The sequence below is a fragment of the Polynucleobacter sp. MG-27-Goln-C1 genome (genome assembly GCF_018881905.1).
Taxonomy (GTDB): Bacteria; Pseudomonadota; Gammaproteobacteria; order Burkholderiales; family Burkholderiaceae; genus Polynucleobacter.
Map to the genome: position 1 here is coordinate 262,128 of NZ_JACVPM010000002.1, position 25,038 is coordinate 287,165.

Sequence of the window (25,038 nt, forward strand, 5' to 3'; positions counted from 1 at the left end):
GGGTCTAAACAACAATTTGAAGTGAATGGCTCCAAATACACGGATCGAGCAATGCGCCCAATTAAAGTGCACACTCTATCTATATAGCCTACAAAATTCGCTCTAATAGAGACTAAATACAAACAATAAAAAACTTTTTCAATAAAGTACTTCAATGGAGAAATCAGCATGCAGCAAAAATGGGGTATTCGGGGCATGGCAGTGGCGCCCCACTCTTTGGCGTCCGAATCTGCGTTAGCAGTTTTAAGAGAGGGTGGAAATGCCCTAGAAGCCATGATCGCTGCAGCAGCAACGATTGCGGTTGTATATCCCCACATGAACTCTATTGGTGGCGACTCTTTCTGGGTAATTCACTCGCCTGGCAAGGCTATGGGTGGAATTGACGCCTGTGGTGCAGCGGCTGGCCTAGCAACCAAGCAGTGGTGCGCTGAGCGCGGAATTACAAAGGCTATCCCCTTCCGAGGCGCTGTTGCAGCTAATACCGTAGCCGGCACCATCTCTGGCTGGGGAGCAGCACAGCAACTTTCAAAACAAGGTTTGGGTGGAAAACTCCCCTTATCCCGTTTGCTAGCCGATGCGATTCACTATGCTGAAGCTGGTGTGCCCGTCACATTCAGCCAATCCAGCCTCACCGCTAAAAAACGGGGTGAGCTGCAAGATATCCCAGGATTTGCCGAAACATTCTTAGTGAACGGCAAGTCGCCCGAAGTAGGCAGCATCTTTAAACAAGAGCGTCTTGCAAAAACCCTGCGCCAAATTTCTCGCAAAGGGACTGAAGATTACTATCGTGGTGATTTAGCTGAGCTCATTGCTAAAGAACTCACTGAAATTGGTAGCCCACTCAGACTGGGCGATCTTCACCGTCATCAAGCCAAACTCATTGACCCGCTTGAGCTGAAACACAGCATGGGTAATGTATACAACATGACACCACCAACCCAAGGTGTAGTGTCATTAATGATCATCGGAATCTTGGATCAACTTAATCTAAAACGCTTCAAAGTGGATAGCGCTGAATATGTTCACCACTGTGTTGAAGCTACCAAGCAAGCCTTCATGGTCAGAGATAAATATGTCACTGATCCTGCTTACATGACCAAGCATGCACAATCTTTCTTATCCCCTGCTTTCTTAAAGAAGCTAGCAAAAAATATTGATCCTGAAAAAGCTTTGCCCTGGGGTCAGGGTAAAGGCCCAGCCGATACTATTTGGATGGGTGTAGTTGATGGCAATGGAAATTGCGTTTCGTTCATTCAAAGTATTTATCACGAGTTTGGTGCTGGTATCGTGCTGCCTAAGTCTGGGGTGAACTGGCAAAACCGCGGCTGCAGCTTCTCGCTTGATCCAAAAACGCTCAATCACCTTGAGCCCTATCGCAAACCATTCCATACATTAAATCCTGCAATGGCTTTATTTAAGGATGGCCGGTCTATGGTGTACGGCACGATGGGTGGCGATGGCCAACCCCAAACACAATGCGCAGTCTTTACTCGAACAGCAACATATGGGCTTGATCCACAAGATGCCATCAGTCGACCACGCTGGCTCTTAGGAAGAACTTGGGGACAAACTAGCGACAGCTTAAAGTTAGAGTCGCGCTTTAGTCCATGGGTGGCAAAAGAACTTCATGCCTTGGGTCATGAAATTGAGATGCTCGATGCCTTTGATGAAACCGTTGGACACGCAGGCTGCATTATTCGCGATCCATCCGGCACACTGCATGGTGGCTGGGATCCGCGTAGTGATGGTGCCGTTAGCGCGTTTTAGTAATAAACAATTTGGGTACGCGCAGGTCCCAGTAAATGGCAGCTGCGCGTAATCCAAAAATAGCGAGCATACAAATTACAGATCCCTCTAGCGTGTACGTGGGAAGGAAATTTAAAATCAGAATATAGATACAGCAACCTAAGGTAACGGGTATTGCATACAGTTCATGCGACATCAGCAAAGTTTTTCTACCAGCCAAGATATCGCGAAGCAGGCCGCCACCAATTGCAGTGACTACACCCAAAATTACTGGCGCAACTGGCAAGCCAAATCCGAGATTCCAAGCCTTATCAGCCCCCTGAATTCCAAACAAGGCAGCACCCAGGCCATCGATGTAGAGCATCCAACGATAAATCTGTGGCTGCGTAAAAAAAGATTCCGCTACGAAAGTAATAATGCAGGCGGCCAATGCGACCCAAATATAAATTTGTGCAATGGACCAAAATGCTGGCACATCCAAAATGATGTCGCGCAGAGTCCCACCGCCAATAGCGGTAATCACGCCCAGAACCAGCACGCCAAAAAGATCCACACCCCGATCAGCAATAGCTAGAACACCTGTTACCGCAAATGCGATGGTGGCAATAATGCCAATCCAGAAATTAATTTGATCCATAGCATCTAGTCTAAATCACCCACACCAGCCAATCAATGAAGTCCTCAATATACTGAGGGCAATGCCATAAAGGAATCCCTCATGAAAACTCAGCTCTATAGTTTTTGGCGCAGCTCAGCAGCCTTTCGGGTGCGTATTGCCCTTAACTTAAAAGGGCTTGATTATGAAGTGATTCCAGTCAATATTGTTAAAAGCGGAGGCGTCCACACTGCTGGCGAATACGCTAATAAAAATCCCAATCGCTTAGTGCCACTCTATACCGACGGCACTCACAATATTCACCAATCTCTTGCCATCATTGAATATCTCGAAGAGATTCATGCAAGCCCGCCGCTACTTCCGCGGTCTCCAATCGATCGAGCATGGGTGCGCGCAGTAGCGATGGATATCGCGATTGATGTTCACCCAATTGGCAATGTACGAGTGTTGCGCTACTTAATCAGACAATTAGGTCTCGGTATGGAGGCGAAAGATAACTGGAATCAACACTGGATGACCCTAGGCTTAACCAGCTTAGAAAAACAATTGAGCTCGGACTCCAGAGTGGGTCGCTTTGCTTATGGTGATCAACCCGGCTTGATTGATATTTGCTTGGTGCCACAAATTTTTAATGGGCTTAGCGCAAAGCTCGATATGAAAGCCTATCCAACACTGATGAAGATATTTAATGAGTGCATGAAACTACCCGCATTTATTGGCGCTTCTTGGGAAAAGCAAATCGATGCAGAGGGATCAAACCCCCCTGCTCCACCACAAGAATAAAGACAGTGTTAACAAAGAACCAATTGTGGTTAAAAGCACCACTCGAGAAATCATTCGGCCATCTGCGTTGTAGTACTGGGCCAACATAAATGGGCCGGTACCAGTAGGAAGTGCAGCTAGCATCACGACGGCGCTTAACCACAACGCGGGTAAATCCAAGATTGGTCCTGCTATCAACCATGCAACCAGCGGCTGAAGAATCAATTTTGCAAAACTAACACCCCACGCCTCTTGCGGGGCTGACTTTTCCTTTTGCATCAAAAAAAGTCCGATAGAAACCAACGCACAAGGAGTTGCAGCTGCAGCCAGGAAAGAAATAACTTGCTCTAATGGGTCATACAAAACCAGGTCCGTAGATGACCATAGCAAACCCGCTACAGGCGCAAGCAATAATGGATTAGTGCACAGCGACTTGAGCACGTTCCAAACAATTTCATGGGATTTTTTGTGAGACTGTATGCCAGTCTCAATTAGGACGGTCGCTATGGCGAACATCACAAATACAATAAAAGTAGAAATGATTGCTGGCGCCAAACCATCCTGACCGAGCGCTAGAACACAGAGTGGAATACCCATATATCCCGTGTTGGAGTAAGACGCACTCAAACCTGAAAAACTTGCAGCCACTAAATCTCGATTGCGCACCCAACTAACTATTAAGACCAGAATGAATACCGTCAAGCAACTCAGAAAAAAAGCAGTGATGAACCCTGGCTGCCAGAGCGTTTGCCAACTACTACTAGAGGCAAAATGAAATAACTGGGCAGGTAAGGCGAGCCACACTACAAAGCGATTTAGTTCAATAGATGCGCTTTGCCCTAATTTGCCTGTTCTCCCACAAATAAAGCCAATCAGAATGAGGGCAAATACCGGAAAGACAACATTAAAGACGTAGAACAATTTAGGCGTGCTTTTTTAAATTAAGCAATTTTCTTCAGAGTTTGCTGGTAGCGCTGTGCGTTTTTGACATAACGACCAGCAATGTCTTCAATGCCAGCAATCTGCTCTGGGGTTAGCGTCTTCACTGCCTTGGCAGGAGAACCCAAAATCATTGAACCATCCGGAAATTCTTTACCCTCGGTAACTAATGCGCCAGCACCCACTAAACAGTTTTTACCAATTTTGGCGCCGTTCAAAATCACAGCCCCAATACCAATTAAGCTGCCATCGCCAATGTGGCAACCATGCAGCATTACTTGGTGACCAACGGTGACATTCTTGCCAATGATGAGGGGGTAGCCAGGGTCAGTATGCAAAATTGAAGCATCTTGCACATTGCTGCCCTCGCCAATTTGAATCAAATCGTTATCGCCGCGGATAACTACCTTGGGCCACACACTCGCATTTTTATGTAGTTCGACATTACCGATAACTTCTGCGCTCTCGGCGACCCAAGCCCCCTCGTCTAAGCGGGGAGCATTTCCATCTAGTTCAAATATAGCCATGACACATTATAGGTAATGGCTATATTTAATAAAGCCTACCAGTTAGGCTCACGATCAGGAGTCGAAGATATCCGGTGAATACTCAAATCAGCACCCTCAAACTCTTCTTCTTGTGACATCCGGATGCCTAAAACAGCCTTGAGCAATCCATAGACCACAAATCCACTTACAAGCGCTATAGCAACTCCTAAGCCGCTTCCAATTAACTGACCCAAGAAAGTCACACCACCAATACCGCCGAGCGCTTTGGCACCAAAGATGCCTGCAGCCAGTCCACCCCATAAACCGCATAGACCATGAAGAGGCCAGACGCCCAATACATCATCAATCTTCCAGCGGTTTTGCACTAAGGTAAACATATACACAAAGAGTGCACCGGCAATTAAGCCAACCACTAGGGCGCCCATCGGATGCATCAAATCTGACCCTGCGCAAACTGCAACCAAGCCGGCTAAAGGGCCGTTATAGGTAAAGCCCGGATCGTTGCGACCAATAACCCATGCAGCCAGCGTGCCGCCAACCATTGCCATCAAGGAATTCATTGCTACTAAGCCGCTGACCTTATCAATAGTCTGCGCACTCATGACGTTAAATCCAAACCAACCTACCGCCAAAATCCAAGCGCCTAATGCCAGGAATGGAATGCTTGATGGTGGATGTGCCGCAACATTGCCATCTTTGGTATAGCGACCACGACGTGCACCCAAAAGAATGACTGCTGGCAATGCGATCCAACCACCAACCGCGTGCACTACAACCGATCCCGCGAAGTCATGAAACTCTTCACCAGTAAGTGACTTGATCCATGCTTGGATGCCGTAATGCTGATTCCAGGCAATACCCTCAAAGAAGGGGTAGATGAAACCAACCAGAATAAAAGTGGCAATTAATTGAGGATTGAACTTCGCGCGCTCGGCAATACCGCCAGAGATGATTGCTGGAATAGCAGCAGCGAAGGTCAGCAAGAAAAAGAATTTAACTAGTTCATAGCCATTTTTCTCGGCCAATAATTCTGCGCCAGAGAAAAAGTCTACGCCGTAGGCAATGCTGTAACCAATAAAGAAATAAGCAATGGTCGATACTGCAAAATCAACCAAGATTTTGACCAAAGCATTAACTTGATTCTTTTTGCGAACGGTCCCAAGCTCCAAAAATGCAAACCCAGCGTGCATAGCCAGAACCATAATGGCGCCGAGCAAAATAAATAAGACATCGCTGCCTGACTTCAAAGTTTCCATTGAAATACCCCTTTATGTTTTTGCAGCATTATGGGGAATATAAGGACCGAATTTGGGGATCAATGCACTCATTTAGTGCAATTTAATGCCCTAAATATGGTTTATTATCAAAATTACATACACCCAAGGGAGAACCCATGAAAAAAGTTTTAGTTCTATTGGCCGCTTTAGGCGCATTTTCTGGCTTAGTACAGGCTCAAGAAAAAGTTCAAGTATTGAGCACACAAGAGCTCGTGAACGTTTGTAAATTGCCAGCTAGCCCGGAATCCCGCAGCTTTTGTGTAGGCTACACAACGGCCATTTACGACACCTATTTAGCTACACGTCATCCACAGCGCGCTAAGCCCTATATTTGCGTTAAACAACCAGCTCCGTCACGTGATGAAGTTATTGGCGACTTTGTAAAGTTTGGTCAATCCAATCAGCAAACTGCTGATAAACCAGCGGCAGGTGTTTTCTTGGGCTTCTTGGCAGCACGCTTTCCTTGCGCCAGAAAATAATTCAAAACATTTAGCTTAATCAATATTTAAAGACACAAGGAACAGTTGATATGAAAAAAATTATCGCTATTACTGCTGCAACTCTAGCAATCGCAGGTTGCTCAAACATGAGTAATACGGAGCAACGCACTTTATCTGGCGCCGGTATCGGTGCAGCAGCCGGTGCAGTTGGCACAGCTATTTTCCATGGCAACCCAATCTGGGGTGCAGTTGGTGGCGCAGCAGTTGGTGCAGCATCTGGTTATGTATACGATGCCTACAAAAAAGAACAGGCTTCTGAGTACAACTCTGGTTACAACGCTGGAAAAAATAATCAGCCTGCTAAAGCTCCTCAGTAATTCTAGGCAGCTCTAAAGACTAGATTAACTCTAGCAGTAGCAAAATAAAAAACCCGACTTGCGTAATGCAAGTCGGGTTTTTCTTTAGGCTCTTGAGAATTAAGAAAGCAAAAGCTGATTAATGCGTTTCACATAAGCCGCTGGATCATTCAACTGACCGCCCTCAGCCAGGAGAGCTTGATCAAATAAAACCTGGGCCCACTCATCAAAATGCTGATCATCTGATTTCAACTTCTGTAGTAAGGGATGCTCTGGATTGATCTCCAGGATAGGCTTGGTATCCGGCGCCTGTTGGCCCGCAGCTTTCAGCATGCGCAATAAATTTCCGGAGAGTTCATTCTCATCGGAAACTAAACATGCTGGAGAATCCGTCAGACGAAAAGTTACACGCACATCCTTAACCTTGTCTTCCAGCGCCGCTTTCATACGATCGAGTAAGCCCTTGAAATTCTTCTCAGTTTCTTCGTGCTCTTTCTTTTCTTTCTCATCGCTGAGGTTGCCAAGATCCAGCCCGCCCTTTGCCACCGAGGTCATTTGCTTGCCATCAAACTCGGTGAAGAAAGAAAGCATCCACTCATCCACTCGATCGGACAGTAATAAGACTTCAACACCCTTCTTGCGGAAGATTTCTAAATGGGGGCTATTTTTAGCAGCATTAAAAGTATCACCAGTGACGTAGTAAATCTTGTCCTGACCTTCTTTCATACGAGAAACATATTCAGTCAAGGAGATAGTTTGATCCGCAAAGTCGGTTTGCGTACTTGCAAAACGTAAGAGTTTTAAGATGCGCTCTTGATTTGCCTGATCCTCACCAATGCCCTCTTTAAGCACTTGTCCAAACTGAGTCCAGAAAGTGCGGTATTTTTCTTTCTTAGCCTCATCATCACTATTAGCCAAATCTTCCAACATGCTTAATACACGTTTAGTAGAACTTTCGCGAATGATTTTGACATCCCGCGATTCCTGCAAAATTTCACGAGAGACATTTAAAGGCAAGTCTGTCGAATCAATCACGCCGGTAACAAAACGCAGATACATCGGCATTAATTGCTCAGCATCATCCATGATGAATACCCGCTTCACATATAACTTGATGCCACCGCGTTTATTGCGATCCCATAAATCAAATGGGGCACGTGCCGGCACATATAACAGTTGCGTAAATTCACTACGCCCTTCAACTCGATTTAGCGAATAGCACAAGGGGTTTTCATAATCATGTGACAAGTGTTTATAAAAATCATCGTACTGCTCTTCGGTGATTTCAGACTTTGAGCGGGCCCATAAAGCGCTGGACTGATTAATGCTCTCGAGCCCATCCTTGATGACTTGCTCTTTTTTATCCGCATCCCACTCTTCTTTATTCATCTGAATAGGCAAAGAGATATGATCGGAATACTTGCGAATAATTGACTTGAGTTTATGAGTGGAGAGGAAATCATCCTCACCTTCACGAAGATGCATCGTGATAGATGTCCCACGCTGCGGGCGATCAATGCTTTCTACCATAAATTCGCCCGAGCCATCAGACTCCCAGCGAACACCATCAGCAGCTGGCAAGCCTGCTCGACGAGTCTCAACAGTAATGCGGTCAGCCACAATAAAGGCCGAATAGAAACCCACGCCAAACTGCCCAATTAGAGCAGCATCTTTTTGCTGGTCGCCTGAGAGCTTAGAGAAAAATTCTTTTGTGCCAGAGCGAGCGATCGTACCCAAGTTGGAAATCACCTCTTCGCGGCTCATACCAATTCCATTATCAGAAATGGTGACTGTTTTAGCTGCTTTATCAAAGCTAACTTTGATCTTGAGCTCAGGATCATCGCCATACCAATCAGGATGCTCTATTCCCTCAAAGCGGAGCTTGTCTGAAGCATCAGATGCATTAGAGATCAACTCACGGAGAAAGATTTCCTTGTTGGAATACAAGGAATGAATCATCAGTTGTAAAAGTTGCTTTACCTCGGCTTGAAAGCCTAAAGTTTCTTTGCTGGTTACAGTCATGCGTATTCCCTCTTCCCTCTTAATCAATGAACATAACCCCCACTAATTGGGGGCTATTTAATGTATTTCAAGATCTATGTAGCCTGAAATTTATCCTGGATGTGGCTTTGAATGCTTCTCAGCCATAGGCAATTCAGCCTTTTTCCAAGCGCTAAAACCACCCTCTAGATGGCAAACCTCGGGAACCCCCATCTTTTGGAGGGCTTCTGTTGCCAGAGCGGAGCGCCACGCGGATGCGCAATAGAGCACTAAGCGCTTACCTTCTCCAAAAACCGGCTTGTAATACGGGCTGTCCGGATCAACCCAAAACTCCAGCATGCCACGAGGCGCATGAATGGCATTTGGAATCATGCCATCACGCTCCAACTCCCTCACATCCCGAATATCCACGAAAACCGTATTTTGATCATCTAGGAGTTTTTGCGCTTGCTCCAATGGAACGGTCTCAATTTGCGCCATCGCATTTGCAATTAATTCTTGATAGCCTAATTTCAATTTCATCAAAATCTCCTAAATTGCTAACACTTCTACTCTATTAGATTTATGCCTATTCTGGCAGGCTTGCCCTGCTAATATGTCTACATGAACTTTACCCCTACAGAGCTTGGTGCAAGCATTATTTTTGCCATCGCAGTGCTGCATACTTTTTGCACTGCGTATTTTGAAACGCTTGCCAAAAAATCTCCAAGGCATGCCGGTCTATGGCACCTACTGGGTGAAGTAGAAATCGTCTTTGGATTTTGGGCGGCTATTCTGATTATTTTTATGTGGCTTGCAAATGATTTAGCCACAGCAAAAGAGTACGCCAACAAGCGGAACTTCACGGAGCCGCTATTTGTTTTTGCCATCATGGTCGTTGCGGGTAGCAAACCTATTTTGCATTTCGCAACCCAAATTCTTCACAAGCTGGGTCAGGCATTGCAATTGGTCTTGCGCACCAAGCAGGCTCCAACCCTATATTTCCTTACCCTCAGCATCACTCCCTTGCTGGGCTCCCTCATTACTGAGCCTGCGGCAATGACGCTGGCAGCATTCTTATTGCGAGACTTGGTCTATCGCCATAAATGTTCCACCCCACTTTTGTTTGGCACTCTAGGTGTGTTGTTCGTTAATATCTCGATTGGTGGCACGCTGACTAATTTCGCAGCGCCACCGGTGCTGATGGTGGCCTCAACATGGGGCTGGGATAGTGCATTCATGTTTGCTAACTTTGGCCTCGAGGCAACGATTGCTATATTTATCAATGCAACGATTGCAACACTGCTCTTTCATAAGCAACTCATTGAACCCACGAGCAAATCTGATCACGTTCGCATTCCACTGACTATTACGGCGATTCATTTACTCTTTTTGCTGGGCATTGTGGTCTTCGCGCATGACCCAGTGATCTTCATGTGGCTCTTGCTATTTTTTATTGGCTACACGACCGCCTATCCAAAACATCAAAGTCCGCTCATTTTGCGTGAAGCCTTACTGGTGGGATTCTTCTTGGGTGGATTGGTTGTCTTAGGCGCACTGCAAGGATGGTGGCTACAACCGATCCTGGAAACTATGAGCCCTACTGCGGTTTTCTATGGCAGCCTGGCCTTAACTGCGATTACCGACAATGCGGCGCTGACGTATTTGGGATCACTGGTACAAGGTACTTCACCAGAATTCAAGCTAGCCTTGGTTGGCGGTGCAGTGGCAGGTGGCGGTTTAACCGTCATTGCCAACGCCCCTAACCCGGCTGGACTCGCTATTTTGCGCAGTTACTTCCCTAATGCAGCGGTTTCAGCAGGATTACTGTTTGTAGCCGCCATTCCACCAACAATTGTTGCGATTCTGGCTCTACGTCTGCTCTAAACGTCTTATCCCGTAAAATCTGAGCTTCGCCCCCAGCTATAAACCTGAGAACGGCATATGAAAAAGCTCTATATAAAAACCTTTGGCTGTCAAATGAACGAGTACGACTCGGGCAAGATGGCCGACCTCTTACATGCCGATGAAGGCATGGTCATGACTGATACTCCCGAAGATGCAGATGTGGTTCTCTTGAACACCTGCTCGATTCGCGAAAAAGCTGAAGACAAAGTATTTTCTGACTTGGGACGTCTGCGCGAACTCAAGAAAACTAAGCCCAATTTATTGATTGGTGTTGGCGGCTGCGTTGCTAGCCAAGAAGGCCAACAAATTATCAGCAGAGCCCCCTACGTCGATGTTGTCTTCGGACCGCAAACTTTGCATCGCTTATCTGATCTCATTACACAACGTCGCGAGACCGGCAGACCTCAAGTAGATATCTCTTTCCCTGAAATAGAAAAGTTTGATCATCTTCCTGCCTCTCGTCAAACTCGTGGCTCAGCTTACGTCTCCATTATGGAAGGCTGCTCAAAGTATTGCAGCTACTGTGTGGTCCCTTACACTCGAGGCGAAGAAGTATCGCGCCCCTTTGATGATGTATTGACTGAAGTAGCTGGTCTTGCAGCCCAAGGCGTAAAAGAAATTGTCTTACTCGGTCAAAACGTGAATGCCTACCTTGGCAAGATGGGTGATACAGAAGAGATTGCAGACTTTGCATTGCTCATTGAATACATCGCCGAAATTCCGGGCGTAGAGAGAATTCGCTTTACTACTAGCCACCCAAAAGAATTTACACAGCGCCTAATTGATGTCTACGCAAAAGTTCCTAAGTTAGTAAGCCATTTGCACTTACCAGTGCAGCATGCATCTGACTCTGTTTTATCCGCAATGAAACGGGGCTACACAGCCTTAGAATACAAGAGCATTATTCGTAAGATGCGCGCTGTGAGGCCCGACTTGACTCTCTCCAGTGACTTTATTGTGGGCTTTCCGGGCGAGACCGATGAAGACTTTGCAAAGTTACTCAAGATGGTTGAAGAGCTCAATTTTGATAACAGCTTTTGCTTTATCTTCAGTGCGCGTCCTGGCACCCCCGCAGCCAATCTGAGTGATGACACACCTTATGAGGTCAAACTCAAGCGTCTACAAACGCTGCTTGCTCTAGTGGAATCACAAGCAAATCAGATTAGCAAAAATATGTTGGGCAATATTGAACGGGTGCTTGTTGAAGGACTAGCAAAGGATGGCGTGAACTTGCAAGGTCGCGCTGCCAATAATCGCGTGATTCACTTTACTGCGCCAGATCAAGATATTGAATCGCTCATCGGCCAAATGGTAGATATCCGCATTACCGAAGTTCTGAACTACACCCTTCGAGGTGATCTGATTAGTGAAGCCATCCTCACTCCCGCCCATTAAGATGACAGGCAAACAAGCTTCTTCCTCTAAATTAGAGATTGATATTCAATTTGCTAGCGCCGCTATTGAAGATAAAGTGCTTGCCATTACGTCTTTAGCGGCAATTAAAAAATGGGTGAAATCAGCAGTTCAATTGAATGGACTCATCACTCTGCGCTTTGTTAATGCAGCCGAAGGTAAAAAACTAAACTTTGCTTTTCGCAATAAAGACTATGCGACTAATGTGCTCACCTTTCCATACGAGCTCAGCAAAAAGACCATAGCTGCGGATATTATTTTTTGCCTTCCCGTAGTTCAAAAAGAAGCATCTGACCAAAGCAAAGCTGTTAAGGCTCATTTGGCTCACCTGATTATTCATGGCTGCCTGCATGCCCAAGGGCTTGACCATGAGAACGATAAAGATGCAAAAAAGATGGAGAGCAAAGAAATCATTCTTCTTAAATCTTTAGGATTTACCAATCCCTACGCACCTATTTAAAGCATCTTTAAGACTTCCTTCACTGAATTTACTGATTTCTGCGATATTCTTGCTATATGCCTGACCCCAATAAATCCCTTTTAGAGCGCTTGGCCGAATTTTTAACGCCGCAGCCAACTAGCCCAGCAGAGCGTCGCCAAGAACTGATTGATACCCTCAGAGAAGCCCAGACAGAAGGCTTAATTGATGCAGATGCCCTCTCCATGATTGAGGGCGTGTTCCAAGTGGGTCAATTGTGTGCTCGTGATATTTTGATTCCTAGAGCCCAGATTGACTGGATTGATATCAATCAACCCCTGTCAGAAATTATCAAAAGTGTGATTACTGCTGCTCACTCACGCTTTCCTGTATTTGAGGGTGGCCGTGACAACGTCATTGGCACCTTACTAGCTAAAGATTTATTGCGCCACTCGACTGAAAAAGATTTTCAGGTACGTGATTGGCTCCGCCCCGCAGTATTTATTCCAGAATCTAAACGTTTAAGCGTTTTGCTGCGTGACTTCAAAGATAACCGCAATCACTTAGCGATTGTTGTAGATGAATACAGCGGCGTTGCAGGTGTAATTACGATTGAAGACGTGCTAGAACAAATTGTTGGTGATATTGAAGACGAGCATGATATTGATGAAGAGGCAGATAACCTCATCTCTTTAGACAATGGTGATATTCGGGTTAAAGGCATTACTGAGCTCGAGCAATTTAATGAGACGCTAGGCACCCAATTTCATGATGACGATATTGAAACAGTTGCGGGCTTAGTCATTCAGCATCTTGGACGAGTACCTAAGATGGGTGAGCTGATCGAGATCGACGGCATTGAATTTGAGATTCAGCGCGCTGATCCAAGACAGATTCATATCCTGCTGGCACGACAACTCCCGAAAAAATCTTCCTGAGAATTACCTTGATTGATCAGCAATCGGCAAGACCAAGTAATGGCGTCAATTTATTGGCGCTATTTTTTCTGGGCGCATTGCTAGCTGCTGTTGCAGAACTACCCTATGGTGGCTGGATACAAATCCCGGTCTTGAGTTTGATTTGGTGGCGAATGAGTCAGCAATCCATTCTCTCGATTAAAAATCAATTTATTTCTGGAATGGTATTTGGCCTAGGTTACTTTGTTGTAGGTCTATGGTGGATCTACATTAGCCTGCATGACATAGGTGGAATGCATGCTGTAGTTTCTTGCTTAGCGGTATTTTTACTGGCTGCTGGCATGGCTTTATTTTTCTCTAGCGCCTCGCTGTCCCTTTGCCTACCTAGACGAAGATATCTAACAGGTCTAGTACTAGCTGCCTCCTGGGTGCTTATTGAATACCTACGTAGTGTGGTGCTAACGGGCTTTCCTTGGATGGGATTTGCTGAAGCACAATTCAATGGGCCCTTCGCACCAGTAGCACCATTCTTCGGCGGTCTAGCCTGCACTTTTTTAGTGGTGTGGATTTCTTGGGAGACTACGCAGCTAAGGAAAAATATTGTCTTTAGCTCTACCTGCATTATTTCCGCTGTCGCCCTTACGCAGCTTGCGAGCTTTTGGGTTTTCACAAAACCGATTGGCGAACCGCTAAGCGTTCGTTTAATTCAGGGAAATTTTGAGCAAAGCCTCAAATTCAATCCCAAGGCAATCGAAGAGCAATTTAGTTTTTATACCAATGCCATTGAGAGTCAATCATCCGATCTCATCATCACTCCAGAGACTGCTTATCCCTGGCCCCAGAACAATCTTCCTGCCGGCTTACTGGGATCGCTCCAACAGTTTTCCACGAATACCTCGAGCAACATCTTGCTAGGTGTCATTGGTGAATCGCGTGACTCCACCGAAGTGCAATACACCAACCGTGCACTTGGACTTTCGCCCAATTCACCAAGCTATCAATATGACAAGTCTCACTTAGTGCCCTTTGGAGAATTTATTCCACCTGGATTTCATTGGTTTGTGAGCGCCTTCCAGGTGCCTATGAGCGACTTCGCCCGCGGCAAATTAGATCAAGCCCCTTTCAGTATTGTTCGCCCTGGTAAAGATGCGATTCAGGCCGCAATCACTATTTGCTATGAAGACGTCTTTGGCGGGGAGCTAGCCTCCCGAATTCATCACAGCAGTAAACCCGTCAACCTGTTGATCAATATGACTAATCTGGCCTGGTTTGGGGATTCCCAGGCGCCAGCGCAACAATTACGTCTATCGCAGCTGCGCTCCCTTGAGACTGGACTGCCAGCTCTACGCGCCACAAATACAGGTATTACGGCAGCGCTTGGGCCAGACGGCAAAGTGTTGTCTCAGTTAAGTGAATTTACCCAAGGCGTACTCAGCCTCAAGATTCAAGCCTACTCAGGCGCAACCCCTTATGTGATTTGGGGAAATGCGCCCATTTTGAGCCTTTCTTGCCTCTTGCTTATCTTGGGTCTTATTCGCCAAAAACGAATCTAATCGCTATTTCATGGTTCGCTAGCTTAGCCATGTAAAATCAAAGGCTTAGCCAGGTAAATCATGCTTACTTTTCAGCAAATCATTCTCAAACTCCAAGATTACTGGGACCAACAAGGTTGCGCCCTATTGCAACCTATTGACCTTGAGGTCGGTGCCGGTACATCTCATACAGCCACTTTCTTGAGGGCCATTGGCCCGGAACCATGGAAAGCCGCTTACGTCCAACCTTCGCGTAGACCAAAAGATGGTCGCTATGGAGAAAATCCGAACCGCTTACAGCATTACTACCAATACCAGGTGGTACTGAAGCCTGCGCCAGAAAACATTCTTGAGCTTTACTTAGGCTCACTTGCTGCTTTAGGTCTCGATCTTCAAAAGAACGATGTGCGTTTTGTAGAGGACGACTGGGAAAACCCAACCTTGGGCGCATGGGGCTTGGGCTGGGAAGTCTGGCTTAACGGCATGGAAGTGACGCAGTTCACCTATTTCCAGCAAGTTGGCGGTATTGACTGCAAACCTGTTTTGGGAGAGATCACTTACGGTATTGAGCGCTTGGCGATGTATATCCAAAATTGCTCTAACGTATACGACCTCGTTTGGGCAGATGGCATCTCGTATGGTGACGTGTATCACCAGAATGAAGTCGAGCAGTCTTGCTACAACTTTGAGCACTCCAATACCGACTTATTGTTTGCAAACTTCACCAATTATGAAAGTGAAGCCAAGCGCTTGATGGAAGTGCCATTAGCTTTACCTGCTTATGAAATGGTACTCAAGGCTGGGCATACCTTTAACTTACTAGATGCCCGTGGCGCCATCTCAGTTACTGAGCGTGCGGCCTATATTGGACGCATCCGCAATCTATCTCGCGCAGTAGCACAGGCTTACTTTGAGTCTCGTGAGAAGTTGGGATTCCCGATGTGCCAACGTCAATCTAAAGCCTAAGTAGCTCGATCCAATTATGAGTACACCGAATTCCCTTTCTCAGTCAGACAATCTTCTGATTGAAGTATTTACTGAAGAGCTTCCACCGAAATCTTTGCGTCGCTTAGGTGACGCTTTTAGTGAAGGTATTTTTTCCACACTCAAGGCCGCTGGCCTCTTGAGCGAAAACTCTGTTGCTGCAAGCTTTGCTACACCGCGTCGCCTTGCTGTTCAGGTAACCAATGTCTTGAGCCAAGCACCAGACTATCCAGTACGTGAAAAATTACTACCGACCAGCATTGCTTTTGATGCTGATGGCAAGCCGACTGCGCCACTACAAAAGAAATTGGCTTCCTTGGGTTACGCTGATATCGACTTCTCCACCTTAGAAAAAGCTGGTGAAGGAAAAAATGAAGCGCTGTATCTTAATGTCATCGCCAAAGGCGCAGCATTAGAGCAAACTGCACAGCAAGCCCTCGAGCAGACGCTGAACAAATTACCTATTGCCAAAATGATGCACTACCAAGTGCTACAGAAAAATGGTGAATTGGCGGATGTTGAGTTTGCACGTCCCGCACACCGCATCATCGCTCTGCATGGCAAGCAAACATTGCATATCAGTGCACTGGGCATTGACGCAGAAAATCAAACAGAAGGTCATCGCTTTCTGGCTCCTGGCGTTATTACGATTGCCTCTGCAGATCAATATGAATCCGACCTCACCACTAAAGCAAAAGTATTGCCAAGCTTTAACAAGCGTCGTGAATTTATTGAGGCTGCATTATTAAAAGCTGCTGGCACTGATTTGGTATTGATGCCAGATAGCTTGCTAGATGAAGTGACCGCTTTAGTTGAGTGGCCAGCAATCTATGAATGTCATTTTGATCAAGAGTTCTTGGAAGTTCCACAAGAATGCTTGATTCTGACAATGCAGACCAATCAAAAATACTTTGCTTTGACTGACAAGCAAGGTAAGTTACGCAATCGTTTCCTCATTGTTTCCAACATCGAGACTGATAAACCAGAAGCGATTATTTCCGGTAACGAGCGCGTAGTACGCCCACGTCTATCCGATGCACGCTTCTTTTTTCAACAAGATCAAAAACGTCCGCTGGCATCCCGCGTAGCTGATCTTGGAAAAGTGGTCTATCACAATCAGCTTGGTAATCAACTAGACCGCACTAAGCGTGTTCAAGGGATTGCAGTGGGTATTGCCAAAGCCTTATCGGCTGATGAGGCGCTAGCCAGTCGTGCCGCTGAGATTGCTAAAACCGATTTGCTAACTGATATGGTTGGCGAGTTCCCAGAGCTCCAAGGCATCATGGGTCGCTACTATGCAACCCACGATGGTGAAAATGCGGAAGTAGCATCTGCTTGCAGCGAACATTACATGCCGCGCTTTGCTGGTGATGCTTTGCCACAGAGCCAAACTGGCACCATCCTAGCAATTGCGGATAAGCTAGAAACTCTCGTTGGTATTTGGGGTGTTGGTCTTGCGCCTACAGGTGATAAAGACCCCTATGCCCTTCGTCGTCATGCTCTCGGAATCTGCCGTCTCCTGCTTGAAAAGAACCTTAGCCTAAATCTGCCTGACTTAATTGAACTGGCACGCAAACAATTTCCGCAAAAAGACGTCCAGGAAAAAGCCAAGACTGAAGATATTTACGCCTTCATCATTGATCGTCTTCGCGCTTACTTACGCGACCAAGCAGTTGCAGGTAAGCCGTTCACTACCGAAGAGATTGATGCAGTATTAAGTCAGTCACCAGCCCAGCTCAATGATTTAATTGATCGCCTCACTGCGTTGCGTGAATTTAATGCCCTAGCCGAAGCGGCCCAGCTGGCTGCCGCTAACAAACGTATCAGCAATATCTTGAAAAAGAATGCTACTGCTATTCCGGCTAATTGCTCAAGCACACTCTTGCAGCTTCCTGCTGAAATCGCATTACATCAGGCGCTAGAGAAACTGACTCCAACACTGACAGCGGCTTACGAAAAACGTCAGTTCGTGGATCTATTAAAAGCACTCGTTGCTCTCAGCGCACCAATTGATCAGTTCTTTGCCGATGTGATGGTGATGGATCCAAATCCAGAGTTGCGCGATAACCGCCTGGCTCTCCTGCAACAACTTCACCAGAAAATGAATCTCATTGCCGACCTCGGCAAATTAGCATGAGCATCAGCTCTTCTAAACTAATCATTCTTGATCGCGATGGCGTGATCAATGAAGATCGAGATGATTATGTGAAGTCGAGTGATGAGTGGATTCCACTACCCGGCAGCCTTGAAGCAATTGCACTACTCAATCAAGCGGGTTATCAAATCGCCGTAGCAACCAACCAGTCCGGTTTGGCGCGTGGTTATTTCAATATCAATGACCTCCATGCCATGCATGGCAAGATGGATAAACTGCTCAAGCCTCTGGGTGGTCATATTGACAGTATTTTCTTCTGCCCACATACCGATGCCAATGCATGCGATTGCCGTAAGCCATTGCCAGGGATGATGAAGGAGATTGCGCTACGCTATAAAAAGAATCAGAGCGCTACGCCTTTATTAGGAGTGCCGATTGTGGGCGACTCCTTGCGTGATCTGCAAGCAGGTATTGCTCTTGGCGCCAGCCCGCATTTAGTATTGACTGGCAAGGGTAGCAAAACTTTAGATAAAGGCGGACTACCGGAAGGCACTCAAATTCATGCTGATTTGATGGCGTTTGCGAATGCACTCTTACAAGATAAGGTTTAATGCAAATATGACTTTTATTCGCTCAGCGCTGTTTACCCTCTTCTTGCTGATATTCACCCCAATCTGGTCGGTGCTTTGCATACTAGTATTCCCTTTCCTCAATCCCGAGAATCGCTATCGCTTTATCGGACTCTGGAATAAGGTCGTGATCTGGATTTTGCAACCCCTCTGCGGCATTCGATACGAAATTCGCGGAATGGAAAACATGATGGCGGTATTGGATAAGCCCGTTGTTGTTCTTAGCAAGCATCAATCTGCTTACGAAACCATTTTTTATATCGCCAAGCTTCCTAAACAAGTCTGCTTCGTTTTCAAAAGAGAACTGCTTTGGATTCCTTTCTTTGGCTGGGCTTTAGCTTTACTTAAGATGATTCATATCAATCGTAATAGCAAAGAAACTGCCGCCCTCTCAGTGGTCGGACAAGGCAAAAAGCGCTTAAGTGAAGGCAAATGGATTTTATTGTTTCCGGAGGGCACTAGAACTCCTACTGGGTCACATCAGCCTTACAGCAAAGGTGGCGCAAGGCTTGCGAGCGCAACTGAAGCGCTGGTTATCCCAATTGCCCACAACGCGGGTCGTTGCTGGCCTAAGAATAGCTTTCTAAAGCAACCTGGAACGGTCATCTTCTCAATCGGCCCTGCCATTACTTCTGCCGGAAAAACTGGTGGGCAACTACATCAAGAAGTGGAAAAGTGGATTGAAGCTGAAATGCGAGTGATTGATCCTACTGCTTACGAGTAAAACCAGGGTCTCAGTGGGCTAAAGTTTTGGCCCACTCAATATAGCGCTCCACCGAAATATCTTGAGCGCGCGCTTTTAATTCTGACTCAGATAAAGACAGTCGATCAGCAAAGGCTGATAAGTTAGTGCGTAGCATTTTTCTTCTTTGAGAGAACGCTGCTGCCACTACTTTTTCTAAAGCATGCCACTGCGCATCACTTAAACTGAAATCTCGTCTTGGGATCATGCGTACAACAGCAGAATTGACTTTAGGCTGCGGATCAAAAGCTTCGGGTGGAACTTCTAAAACTTGCTCCATGTCATAGCGAGCCTGCAACATGACTGAAAGTCTGCTGAATTCAGAACCGCCAGCCTTGGAGACCATGCGCTCAACGACTTCAGCTTGAAGCATAAATACCTGCTCATCAATCGCATGCGCGGCGGAAACGAGATGAAAAAGTAATGGGGAGGAGATGTTGTAAGGCAAGTTACCAACTACCTTACATAGGCCGCTATTGGCTGGACGTGCGTTTGCCCATTCTAAAAAATCAAACTTCAGCGCATCTCCCTCAATGACATTCAGGCCCTTGAGATTTTCTTGATTCCAATAGGCCACTAAATCTCGATCAATCTCTAAAAGATCTAAGTGGTCGAGATTGCTTAATAAAGGCCTTGTTAAAGCACCAAGGCCCGGACCAATTTCAATCACGTGCATATTTTCACTGGGATTGATTGCTGCAACGATGGAATAAATTACTCCAGAGTCTTGCAAAAAGTTTTGGCCAAATCGTTTACGGGCGCGATGCGTCATATCTTTTGATTCTTTACGTTCTTTATATTTACTGCCAATTGATAAGCCAGTCGCAAAGCCTCTAACATGCTACCTGGGTCTGCAAGCCCTTTACCAGCAATGTCCAGCGCTGTGCCATGATCTACTGAGGTACGAATAATTGGCAAACCTAAGGTGACGTTTACCCCTCCACCAAAGCTCACAAACTTGAATGGCGCCAGACCTTGATCGTGATACATCGCAATAAACGCATCCACACTATCCAAGGCCTTAGCATCAAACATTGTGTCGCCTGGATAAGGTCCAGTTACCTCAATACCCAAATCTTTGGCAGCCTCTATCGCTGGCGCAATCACATCAATTTCTTCGCGCCCAAGATAACCTGACTCACCTGCATGTGGGTTGAGGCCCGCTACACGAATAACGGGCTTTGCAATACCAAATTTTGTTCGCAAATCCTGATCGACGATCTGAATCATTTCTAGAATATGCTGAAAATTGAGTGCCTCTGGAACTGTACTTAAAGGCAGATGTGTTGTGACCAACGCCACCCGAAGGTCACGGCTTTTATGTAGACCTAAAAATCCTGCTGGCAATGTCGCACATAACATCATGACAACATGTTCTTGATGGCAAAGCTTGGCTAGATATTCAGTATGGCCAGTAAACACGGTATCGCTTGAGACAACCCCCTCGTTGATGACGCTCTTTTGAATTGGTGCAGTTACCATCGCGTCAAAGCGACCATCTAGACATCCCTTAACAGCGGTATCCAGAATATTGAGGACATACTGCGCATTGACGGGATTTAGTTGACCAGCAACTACCGGGGCAGCGAGTGGAATGGGCTCTACTATCAAGCGAGTTGATAACGCCTTGGGGATATCAACCACCGAAACTAAACTGGAGTCTCCAAGCACGGTAATCGCACTTGCAGGCTGCTCCTGCAAAAAAGCGATTGCAGCTGCAATAGAGACCTCTGGACCAACCCCTGCAGGCTCTCCAGAGCTGATAACTAAGTTAACGAGGGCTGGCTGCTGGATCATCTGCGTTAATGATCTTCACCGTAGCAGTGTCGCGTAGCTCACGTAACCAATCCTGATAAGCCTGCTCAAATTTGCGCTCACGAATTGCTGCGCGGGCAAATTGGCGCTGCTTCTCTACAGTTAACTGCGCTTCACGACGCTCTAGCACCTGAATTAAATGCCAACCAAACTCGGACTTCACGGGATTGCTAACCTCACCAATTTGCAAGCGATTCATAGCTTGATCGAATTCAGGAACTAAGTCGCCAGGACCCATCCAACCCAGATTGCCACCGTTCGCAGCAGACCCATCCTCAGAATACTTTTTAGCTAACTCACCAAAATCAGCAGTCTTTGCGCGAACCTGATCGCGGTAACCTGCTAGCCGTCTTTCGGCATCCTGATCCGTCAGCCCTGCACGACTACGCAACAAAATGTGGCGCGACAAAGTCTGCGTCACCATAATATTTTGCGGGGTAGATGAAGTCTCTTGAGGCGCAGCTTGCTGTGGCTCAGGTGCGCCAGCTGCTAGGGCACGTCTGTCAAGAACCTTGAGGACGTGATACCCAGCAGGACTTTTAACCACTGCATTCGCAACCTGTCCGCTACCAGTATTTCTGACAGCCTCGTAAAACAATTGCGGCAAGCGATCTGGTGTGCGGTATCCCAACTCTTGAAACTTAATCTTTGGATTCTCTTTTGCAGCCATTGCACCCAATTGCAAGAAATCGACATCTCCACGCGCTTCACGCAACAACGATTCTGCTTTTTTCTTTGCATCAGCTTGGCCTCCTGCGCCTGCACCCGCATCGGCTGGTACGAAGATCTGCGCTACATCAATTTCCTCTGGCTCACCTTTTGCAGCTGGAGTGGAACGTGTTGGCTTTCCTCCACCAGCCACTGCACGATTGCGGTCTGCAATAAAGTTATCTACTTCCGCATCAGAGATCTTAATCTTGCCCTCTACTTCACGCTCACGGTAACGATTAATAACTACGTCATCACGTAACATCTGACGATAGCGCTCATAGCTACTTCCAGTTGCAGCGATTTTTACCTTCAACTCAGCTAAGGTTAATTTGTTCTTAGAGGCAATATCAGCAATAATTTTGTCAAGTTCTTTACCGGTAACAACGACTCCTTCTTGCTCAGCATTTTGTAGTTGAATCTTTTCAATGATGAGGCGCTCAAGAATGGTCTTACGTAAAGTGGCAGCATCAGGTAATTTAGTGCCCTGCTTTTGTAATGCAGCAATACGATCATCAATCTCTTTACGTGTTACGTAACCAGTATTAACGACTGCAGCAACACCATCAATATTGCGAATTTTGCTATCGCTCGTAGTCTTTGAGCTATCTTGCGCAAATGCAAGCTGAGAGATAAAAGCAGCGCCAGCCAAAATTATGGCTGCAAGGGCTTGGTTAAATCGATTCCTACGCATCATTGATAGTTCTCATATGTTGAGGGTGGTATAGGCTTGGAAGTAGGCATATATCCAGGAACATTAAGCTTCATGATATCAACTGGATTACTACCAGCACTACCAAAGCCCCTAAATTCTATTTGGAATAAAACCTGGGTGGTGGTTATTTGTGAGGTATTGAGCATTTGCGAGTAGGCTCCACGGAAAGTCCAGCAGTCGCGCATCCACTCCAATGCCACTAGAGTATTGAGTGTTTTAGTAGTTAATGCGTCATAACCCCAACGACCTAAGACGGAAACCTCACGCGTCAGTGGCCACTGGCCTGAGATGTTGTATTGGTCAGTTGTCGTCTGCGCCAAGGTTGCTGGAGTAGGGCCAAAAGCCTGTGTAGGAGGAGTCCAAACGTTTCGATATCCAAAATTCACACTTCTACCCGGCGTAGGACGCCAACTGCCGCCAACTGTAGTTTGAACAAATTTATTTAACTGCGTGTTGTATTGGCCGAACATGTCTGCGCTAAAGTTTCCAAGCAGGCGGACCGAGGCTGATCCTAAGGTATCTGAATAGGTTGTGGGATTGGCAATATTGCCATTAAGACCCACCTTTTGCCCCGTAAAAGATTGACGCTGAGCAACAGTTACGTTTGCACGCTCCGCACCGGTACTTGCCTCAATCATGCGGCTAGTTAGACCCCCGGTTAATTTATTGTTATCGGCAATACGGTCATTACCAATAAACGTATTTTCACTAAAGATCTGCGTCACGCCAAAGCCGGCATCAGCCGTATCGAACAATGGTGTCAAAGCCTGGTTTTGATACGGGGTATAAACATAATAGGCTCTCGGCTCCATGGTAAGGAGCATGTCGCGCCCAAAGAAGCCTTTTAATTCTGCTGCATCTCTTTCAAAGGCAAGGCCTGAGTCCAAACTAAATGTTGGGATAGTGAACCCTTGCGCCGGAGGCGCAGCACCCAAGGGGTTATTACTAGTCACCGCTGCGGTAGCAGCATAAGTATTCGACTGGAAGCTCACCTTAGGGGTAATGTAATAGCCAGGAGTAATCTGAGGCAAAGACATAGCACCTTTGATTACAGTACGATCCGCCTGGCTATAGAGATAGCCTGCTGGAGCATAAGCAAGGTTACTGTTTACGTTATAGGCAAAGCGGGTGTAATCCGTTGAGAACGTAGTGATTGGCCCGGAGGGTAATGTCAGATACTTACCGCTAGCATCTGAAACCGTTGGGGTTAAGCGATTGGTATAAGACGCATTGATATTTGGTAATACGTTGTACGGCGACTGAACTGGTGCAGTCAGGTCTGGCTGCAAGGTTTGGAAAGTAACTGCCTTTGCTGAAACAATCCAGTTACTCAGACTCCCGGTTAAGTTCTTGGTTGTTCCAAGCTCCTGACGAAACTGATTAGTTACCGCCCCCGCAATACTTTGAGAAAAGTCTGTGGGGTACAAGCTATCTGAAACCCGTGCAATATTGGCATAGCCCGTCCATGCGCCTGCAATTGGGATGCCACCCAACCCCAATAAGTCCCCACTAAAGTTCTGTCTTTGCTGCCAGTCATAGCGCCAGCGATCGGTACCGGTTTTGCGGTCATAAGGGAGATAGTCTCCACCCAAGCTACCAGCGTATTGCTGATCCAAAAATTGGTATTTAGCGCCCAGCTGAACACCCCGTTGACCCATCACTCGCGGTATCAACAACAAATCACGATTTGGAGCGATGTTGACGTAGTACGGCTGCGTCACATCAATACCATTGTTAGAGTTGTACCCCGCTACAGGAGCCAATATTCCAGAGCGGCGTTGATTTGATGTTGGCGCACTAAAGTAAGGTACGTAAGCAATAGGCACATCAAAGAATCGCATGACACCATGCGTACCCACCATTTCTTTTTGCTCGTTATCAATCTCGAGCGTACTTGCCGTGAAATACCAATCTAAATTTTCAGGGGTACAGGTTGTGTAGGTTGCCTTATCAAATACAAATACATCTGAAGTTTCGATGGTTAATTTTTTTGCATTACCACTGGCTCGGTTATCGCGCAGCTCGTAATTCGGGGTTTCCATTTCGCCTTCGCGGGCATCAACTCTAAAGCGCGCCTTCGGACCCTTGAAGGATGCATTGCCTTTTGAAAACTCAGTATTGCCTGATAAATTCGCCACATCAGAATCGGGATCGTATTTAATTTCATCCGCTTTAATCACGGCGCCATTACGACGAATTTGTGCACGCCCTTTTAGGCGCATTTCACGATCGACAATTCCATCAATCGAATCGCTGGACGTAAATGTCAAAGCATTACCGTCAGCGATAGGTTTACCAACCCGCAATTGATCGTCCAACTTTAAGACGGTGACATCGCCGCGATCAGGAATTAAAACGGAGTTAGCGGAGCTGCCTAAAGACTGCGCAGAAGGGGGTAAAGGTGCGGGTGCTTGAGCAGCACTTGGAAGCGCAAATTGCGACAATCCAACCCCCATCATTACGCGCAGGGTGACAGCTAAAAAAAGAGGGGCGCAAAGGCCGGCGCGACGGCGATAATGACTCATAGATCCAGACCC

At 46.5% G+C, this 25,038-nt stretch carries 23 protein-coding genes; 13 read left to right on the forward strand and 10 right to left on the reverse strand.

Translation table 11 applies throughout. The features are described from left to right. The first annotated feature begins 168 nt into the window (after window positions 1-168). Window positions 169-1,767, forward strand: coding sequence for a gamma-glutamyltransferase family protein (locus ICN14_RS05355; protein ID WP_216225480.1), 1,599 nt, complete (start codon window positions 169-171; stop codon window positions 1,765-1,767). Here ICN14_RS05355 and ICN14_RS05360 read toward each other — a convergent pair. After that, window positions 1,754-2,383 carry a trimeric intracellular cation channel family protein gene (locus ICN14_RS05360; protein ID WP_216225482.1) on the reverse strand — a complete coding sequence of 210 codons (630 nt, stop codon included), beginning with the start codon at window positions 2,381-2,383 and terminating at the stop codon, window positions 1,754-1,756. The two genes, ICN14_RS05355 and ICN14_RS05360, sit on opposite strands and share 14 nt — an antisense overlap. 81 nt (window positions 2,384-2,464) lie before the next feature. On the opposite strand from ICN14_RS05360, the gene maiA reads away from it, so the two are divergent. Continuing rightward, a complete protein-coding gene (gene maiA, locus ICN14_RS05365; RefSeq protein ID WP_216225484.1) occupies window positions 2,465-3,145 on the forward strand; it encodes a maleylacetoacetate isomerase in 681 nt (226 codons plus the stop codon). On the opposite strand, the gene ICN14_RS05370 is transcribed toward maiA, so the two are convergent. The 3 genes from ICN14_RS05370 to ICN14_RS05380 are packed head-to-tail and all read right to left on the reverse strand — an operon-like array spanning window position 3,116 to window position 5,828. Then, entirely contained in the window at window positions 3,116-4,045 is a 930-nt protein-coding gene (locus ICN14_RS05370) for an AEC family transporter (RefSeq protein ID WP_216225485.1), read from the reverse strand. The two genes, maiA and ICN14_RS05370, sit on opposite strands and share 30 nt — an antisense overlap. 20 nt (window positions 4,046-4,065) lie before the next feature. Continuing rightward, on the reverse strand, window positions 4,066-4,590 hold the full coding sequence (locus ICN14_RS05375) for a gamma carbonic anhydrase family protein (RefSeq protein WP_216225487.1): 525 nt from the start codon (window positions 4,588-4,590) through the stop codon (window positions 4,066-4,068). Window positions 4,591-4,625: 35 nt separating this feature from the next. Beyond that, window positions 4,626-5,828, reverse strand: coding sequence for an ammonium transporter (locus tag ICN14_RS05380; RefSeq protein WP_216225489.1), 1,203 nt, complete (start codon window positions 5,826-5,828; stop codon window positions 4,626-4,628). A gap of 137 nt (window positions 5,829-5,965) precedes the next feature. On the opposite strand from ICN14_RS05380, the gene ICN14_RS05385 reads away from it, so the two are divergent. Further along, on the forward strand, window positions 5,966-6,328 hold the full coding sequence (locus ICN14_RS05385; RefSeq protein WP_216225492.1) for a Rap1a/Tai family immunity protein: 363 nt from the start codon (window positions 5,966-5,968) through the stop codon (window positions 6,326-6,328). Window positions 6,329-6,378: 50 nt separating this feature from the next. Continuing rightward, a complete protein-coding gene (locus ICN14_RS05390; protein ID WP_215333930.1) occupies window positions 6,379-6,666 on the forward strand; it encodes a glycine zipper domain-containing protein in 288 nt (95 codons plus the stop codon). 99 nt (window positions 6,667-6,765) lie between these two features. Here ICN14_RS05390 and htpG read toward each other — a convergent pair whose 3' ends face one another. Together htpG and ICN14_RS05400 are read right to left on the reverse strand one after the other, a co-directional pair. Continuing rightward, window positions 6,766-8,667, reverse strand: coding sequence for a molecular chaperone HtpG (htpG, locus tag ICN14_RS05395; protein ID WP_216225494.1), 1,902 nt, complete (start codon window positions 8,665-8,667; stop codon window positions 6,766-6,768). 90 nt (window positions 8,668-8,757) lie between these two features. Beyond that, window positions 8,758-9,168 (reverse strand): rhodanese-like domain-containing protein, encoded by a 411-nt coding sequence (locus tag ICN14_RS05400; protein ID WP_216225496.1) that lies wholly within the window; start codon window positions 9,166-9,168, stop codon window positions 8,758-8,760. 81 nt (window positions 9,169-9,249) lie between these two features. On the opposite strand from ICN14_RS05400, the gene ICN14_RS05405 reads away from it, so the two are divergent. From ICN14_RS05405 to ICN14_RS05445, 9 genes are read left to right on the forward strand one after another with little or no spacing between them, the layout of a single operon-like run. Then, window positions 9,250-10,512, forward strand: a complete 1,263-nt coding sequence (locus tag ICN14_RS05405; RefSeq protein WP_216225498.1) for a putative Na+/H+ antiporter — start codon at window positions 9,250-9,252, stop codon at window positions 10,510-10,512. Between the two features lie 57 nt (window positions 10,513-10,569). Then, entirely contained in the window at window positions 10,570-11,928 is a 1,359-nt protein-coding gene (miaB, locus tag ICN14_RS05410; RefSeq protein WP_216225501.1) for a tRNA (N6-isopentenyl adenosine(37)-C2)-methylthiotransferase MiaB, read from the forward strand. Between the two features lies 1 nt (window position 11,929). Further along, window positions 11,930-12,406, forward strand: coding sequence for an rRNA maturation RNase YbeY (ybeY, locus tag ICN14_RS05415; RefSeq protein WP_216225503.1), 477 nt, complete (start codon window positions 11,930-11,932; stop codon window positions 12,404-12,406). A 56-nt stretch (window positions 12,407-12,462) separates the two neighbouring features. After that, the gene (locus ICN14_RS05420; RefSeq protein WP_216225504.1) at window positions 12,463-13,302 is read left to right on the forward strand and encodes an HlyC/CorC family transporter; all 840 of its coding nucleotides are present in this window, start codon (window positions 12,463-12,465) and stop codon (window positions 13,300-13,302) included. Window positions 13,303-13,310: 8 nt separating this feature from the next. After that, window positions 13,311-14,834: an apolipoprotein N-acyltransferase gene (lnt, locus tag ICN14_RS05425; protein WP_216863232.1), complete on the forward strand. Its 1,524-nt coding sequence runs from the start codon at window positions 13,311-13,313 to the stop codon at window positions 14,832-14,834. 60 nt (window positions 14,835-14,894) lie between these two features. Continuing rightward, entirely contained in the window at window positions 14,895-15,779 is an 885-nt protein-coding gene (gene glyQ, locus ICN14_RS05430; RefSeq protein ID WP_015422011.1) for a glycine--tRNA ligase subunit alpha, read from the forward strand. Between the two features lie 16 nt (window positions 15,780-15,795). Beyond that, window positions 15,796-17,934 (forward strand): glycine--tRNA ligase subunit beta, encoded by a 2,139-nt coding sequence (gene glyS, locus ICN14_RS05435; protein ID WP_216225507.1) that lies wholly within the window; start codon window positions 15,796-15,798, stop codon window positions 17,932-17,934. After that, complete coding sequence (gene gmhB / locus ICN14_RS05440; protein WP_216178545.1) at window positions 17,931-18,503, forward strand: D-glycero-beta-D-manno-heptose 1,7-bisphosphate 7-phosphatase; 573 nt, start codon at window positions 17,931-17,933, stop codon at window positions 18,501-18,503. Before glyS ends, gmhB begins: the two co-directional genes overlap by 4 nt. A gap of 7 nt (window positions 18,504-18,510) precedes the next feature. Beyond that, window positions 18,511-19,245, forward strand: a complete 735-nt coding sequence (locus tag ICN14_RS05445; protein ID WP_216225509.1) for a 1-acyl-sn-glycerol-3-phosphate acyltransferase — start codon at window positions 18,511-18,513, stop codon at window positions 19,243-19,245. 10 nt (window positions 19,246-19,255) lie between these two features. On the opposite strand, the gene rsmA is transcribed toward ICN14_RS05445, so the two are convergent. Genes rsmA through ICN14_RS05465 form a run of 4 tightly spaced genes read right to left on the reverse strand, consistent with a single transcriptional unit; the run spans window position 19,256 to window position 25,026 of the window. Further along, the gene (gene rsmA, locus ICN14_RS05450; RefSeq protein ID WP_216225511.1) at window positions 19,256-20,035 is read right to left on the reverse strand and encodes a 16S rRNA (adenine(1518)-N(6)/adenine(1519)-N(6))-dimethyltransferase RsmA; all 780 of its coding nucleotides are present in this window, start codon (window positions 20,033-20,035) and stop codon (window positions 19,256-19,258) included. Next, the gene (pdxA, locus tag ICN14_RS05455) at window positions 20,032-21,060 is read right to left on the reverse strand and encodes a 4-hydroxythreonine-4-phosphate dehydrogenase PdxA (RefSeq protein WP_216225513.1); all 1,029 of its coding nucleotides are present in this window, start codon (window positions 21,058-21,060) and stop codon (window positions 20,032-20,034) included. The genes rsmA and pdxA overlap by 4 nt, the downstream gene beginning before the upstream one ends. After that, on the reverse strand, window positions 21,035-22,480 hold the full coding sequence (locus tag ICN14_RS05460; protein ID WP_255535977.1) for a peptidylprolyl isomerase: 1,446 nt from the start codon (window positions 22,478-22,480) through the stop codon (window positions 21,035-21,037). Before ICN14_RS05460 ends, pdxA begins: the two co-directional genes overlap by 26 nt. Further along, window positions 22,480-25,026, reverse strand: coding sequence for an LPS-assembly protein LptD (locus ICN14_RS05465; RefSeq protein ID WP_216225518.1), 2,547 nt, complete (start codon window positions 25,024-25,026; stop codon window positions 22,480-22,482). The genes ICN14_RS05460 and ICN14_RS05465 overlap by 1 nt, the downstream gene beginning before the upstream one ends. Between the last annotated feature and the right edge of the window lie 12 nt (window positions 25,027-25,038).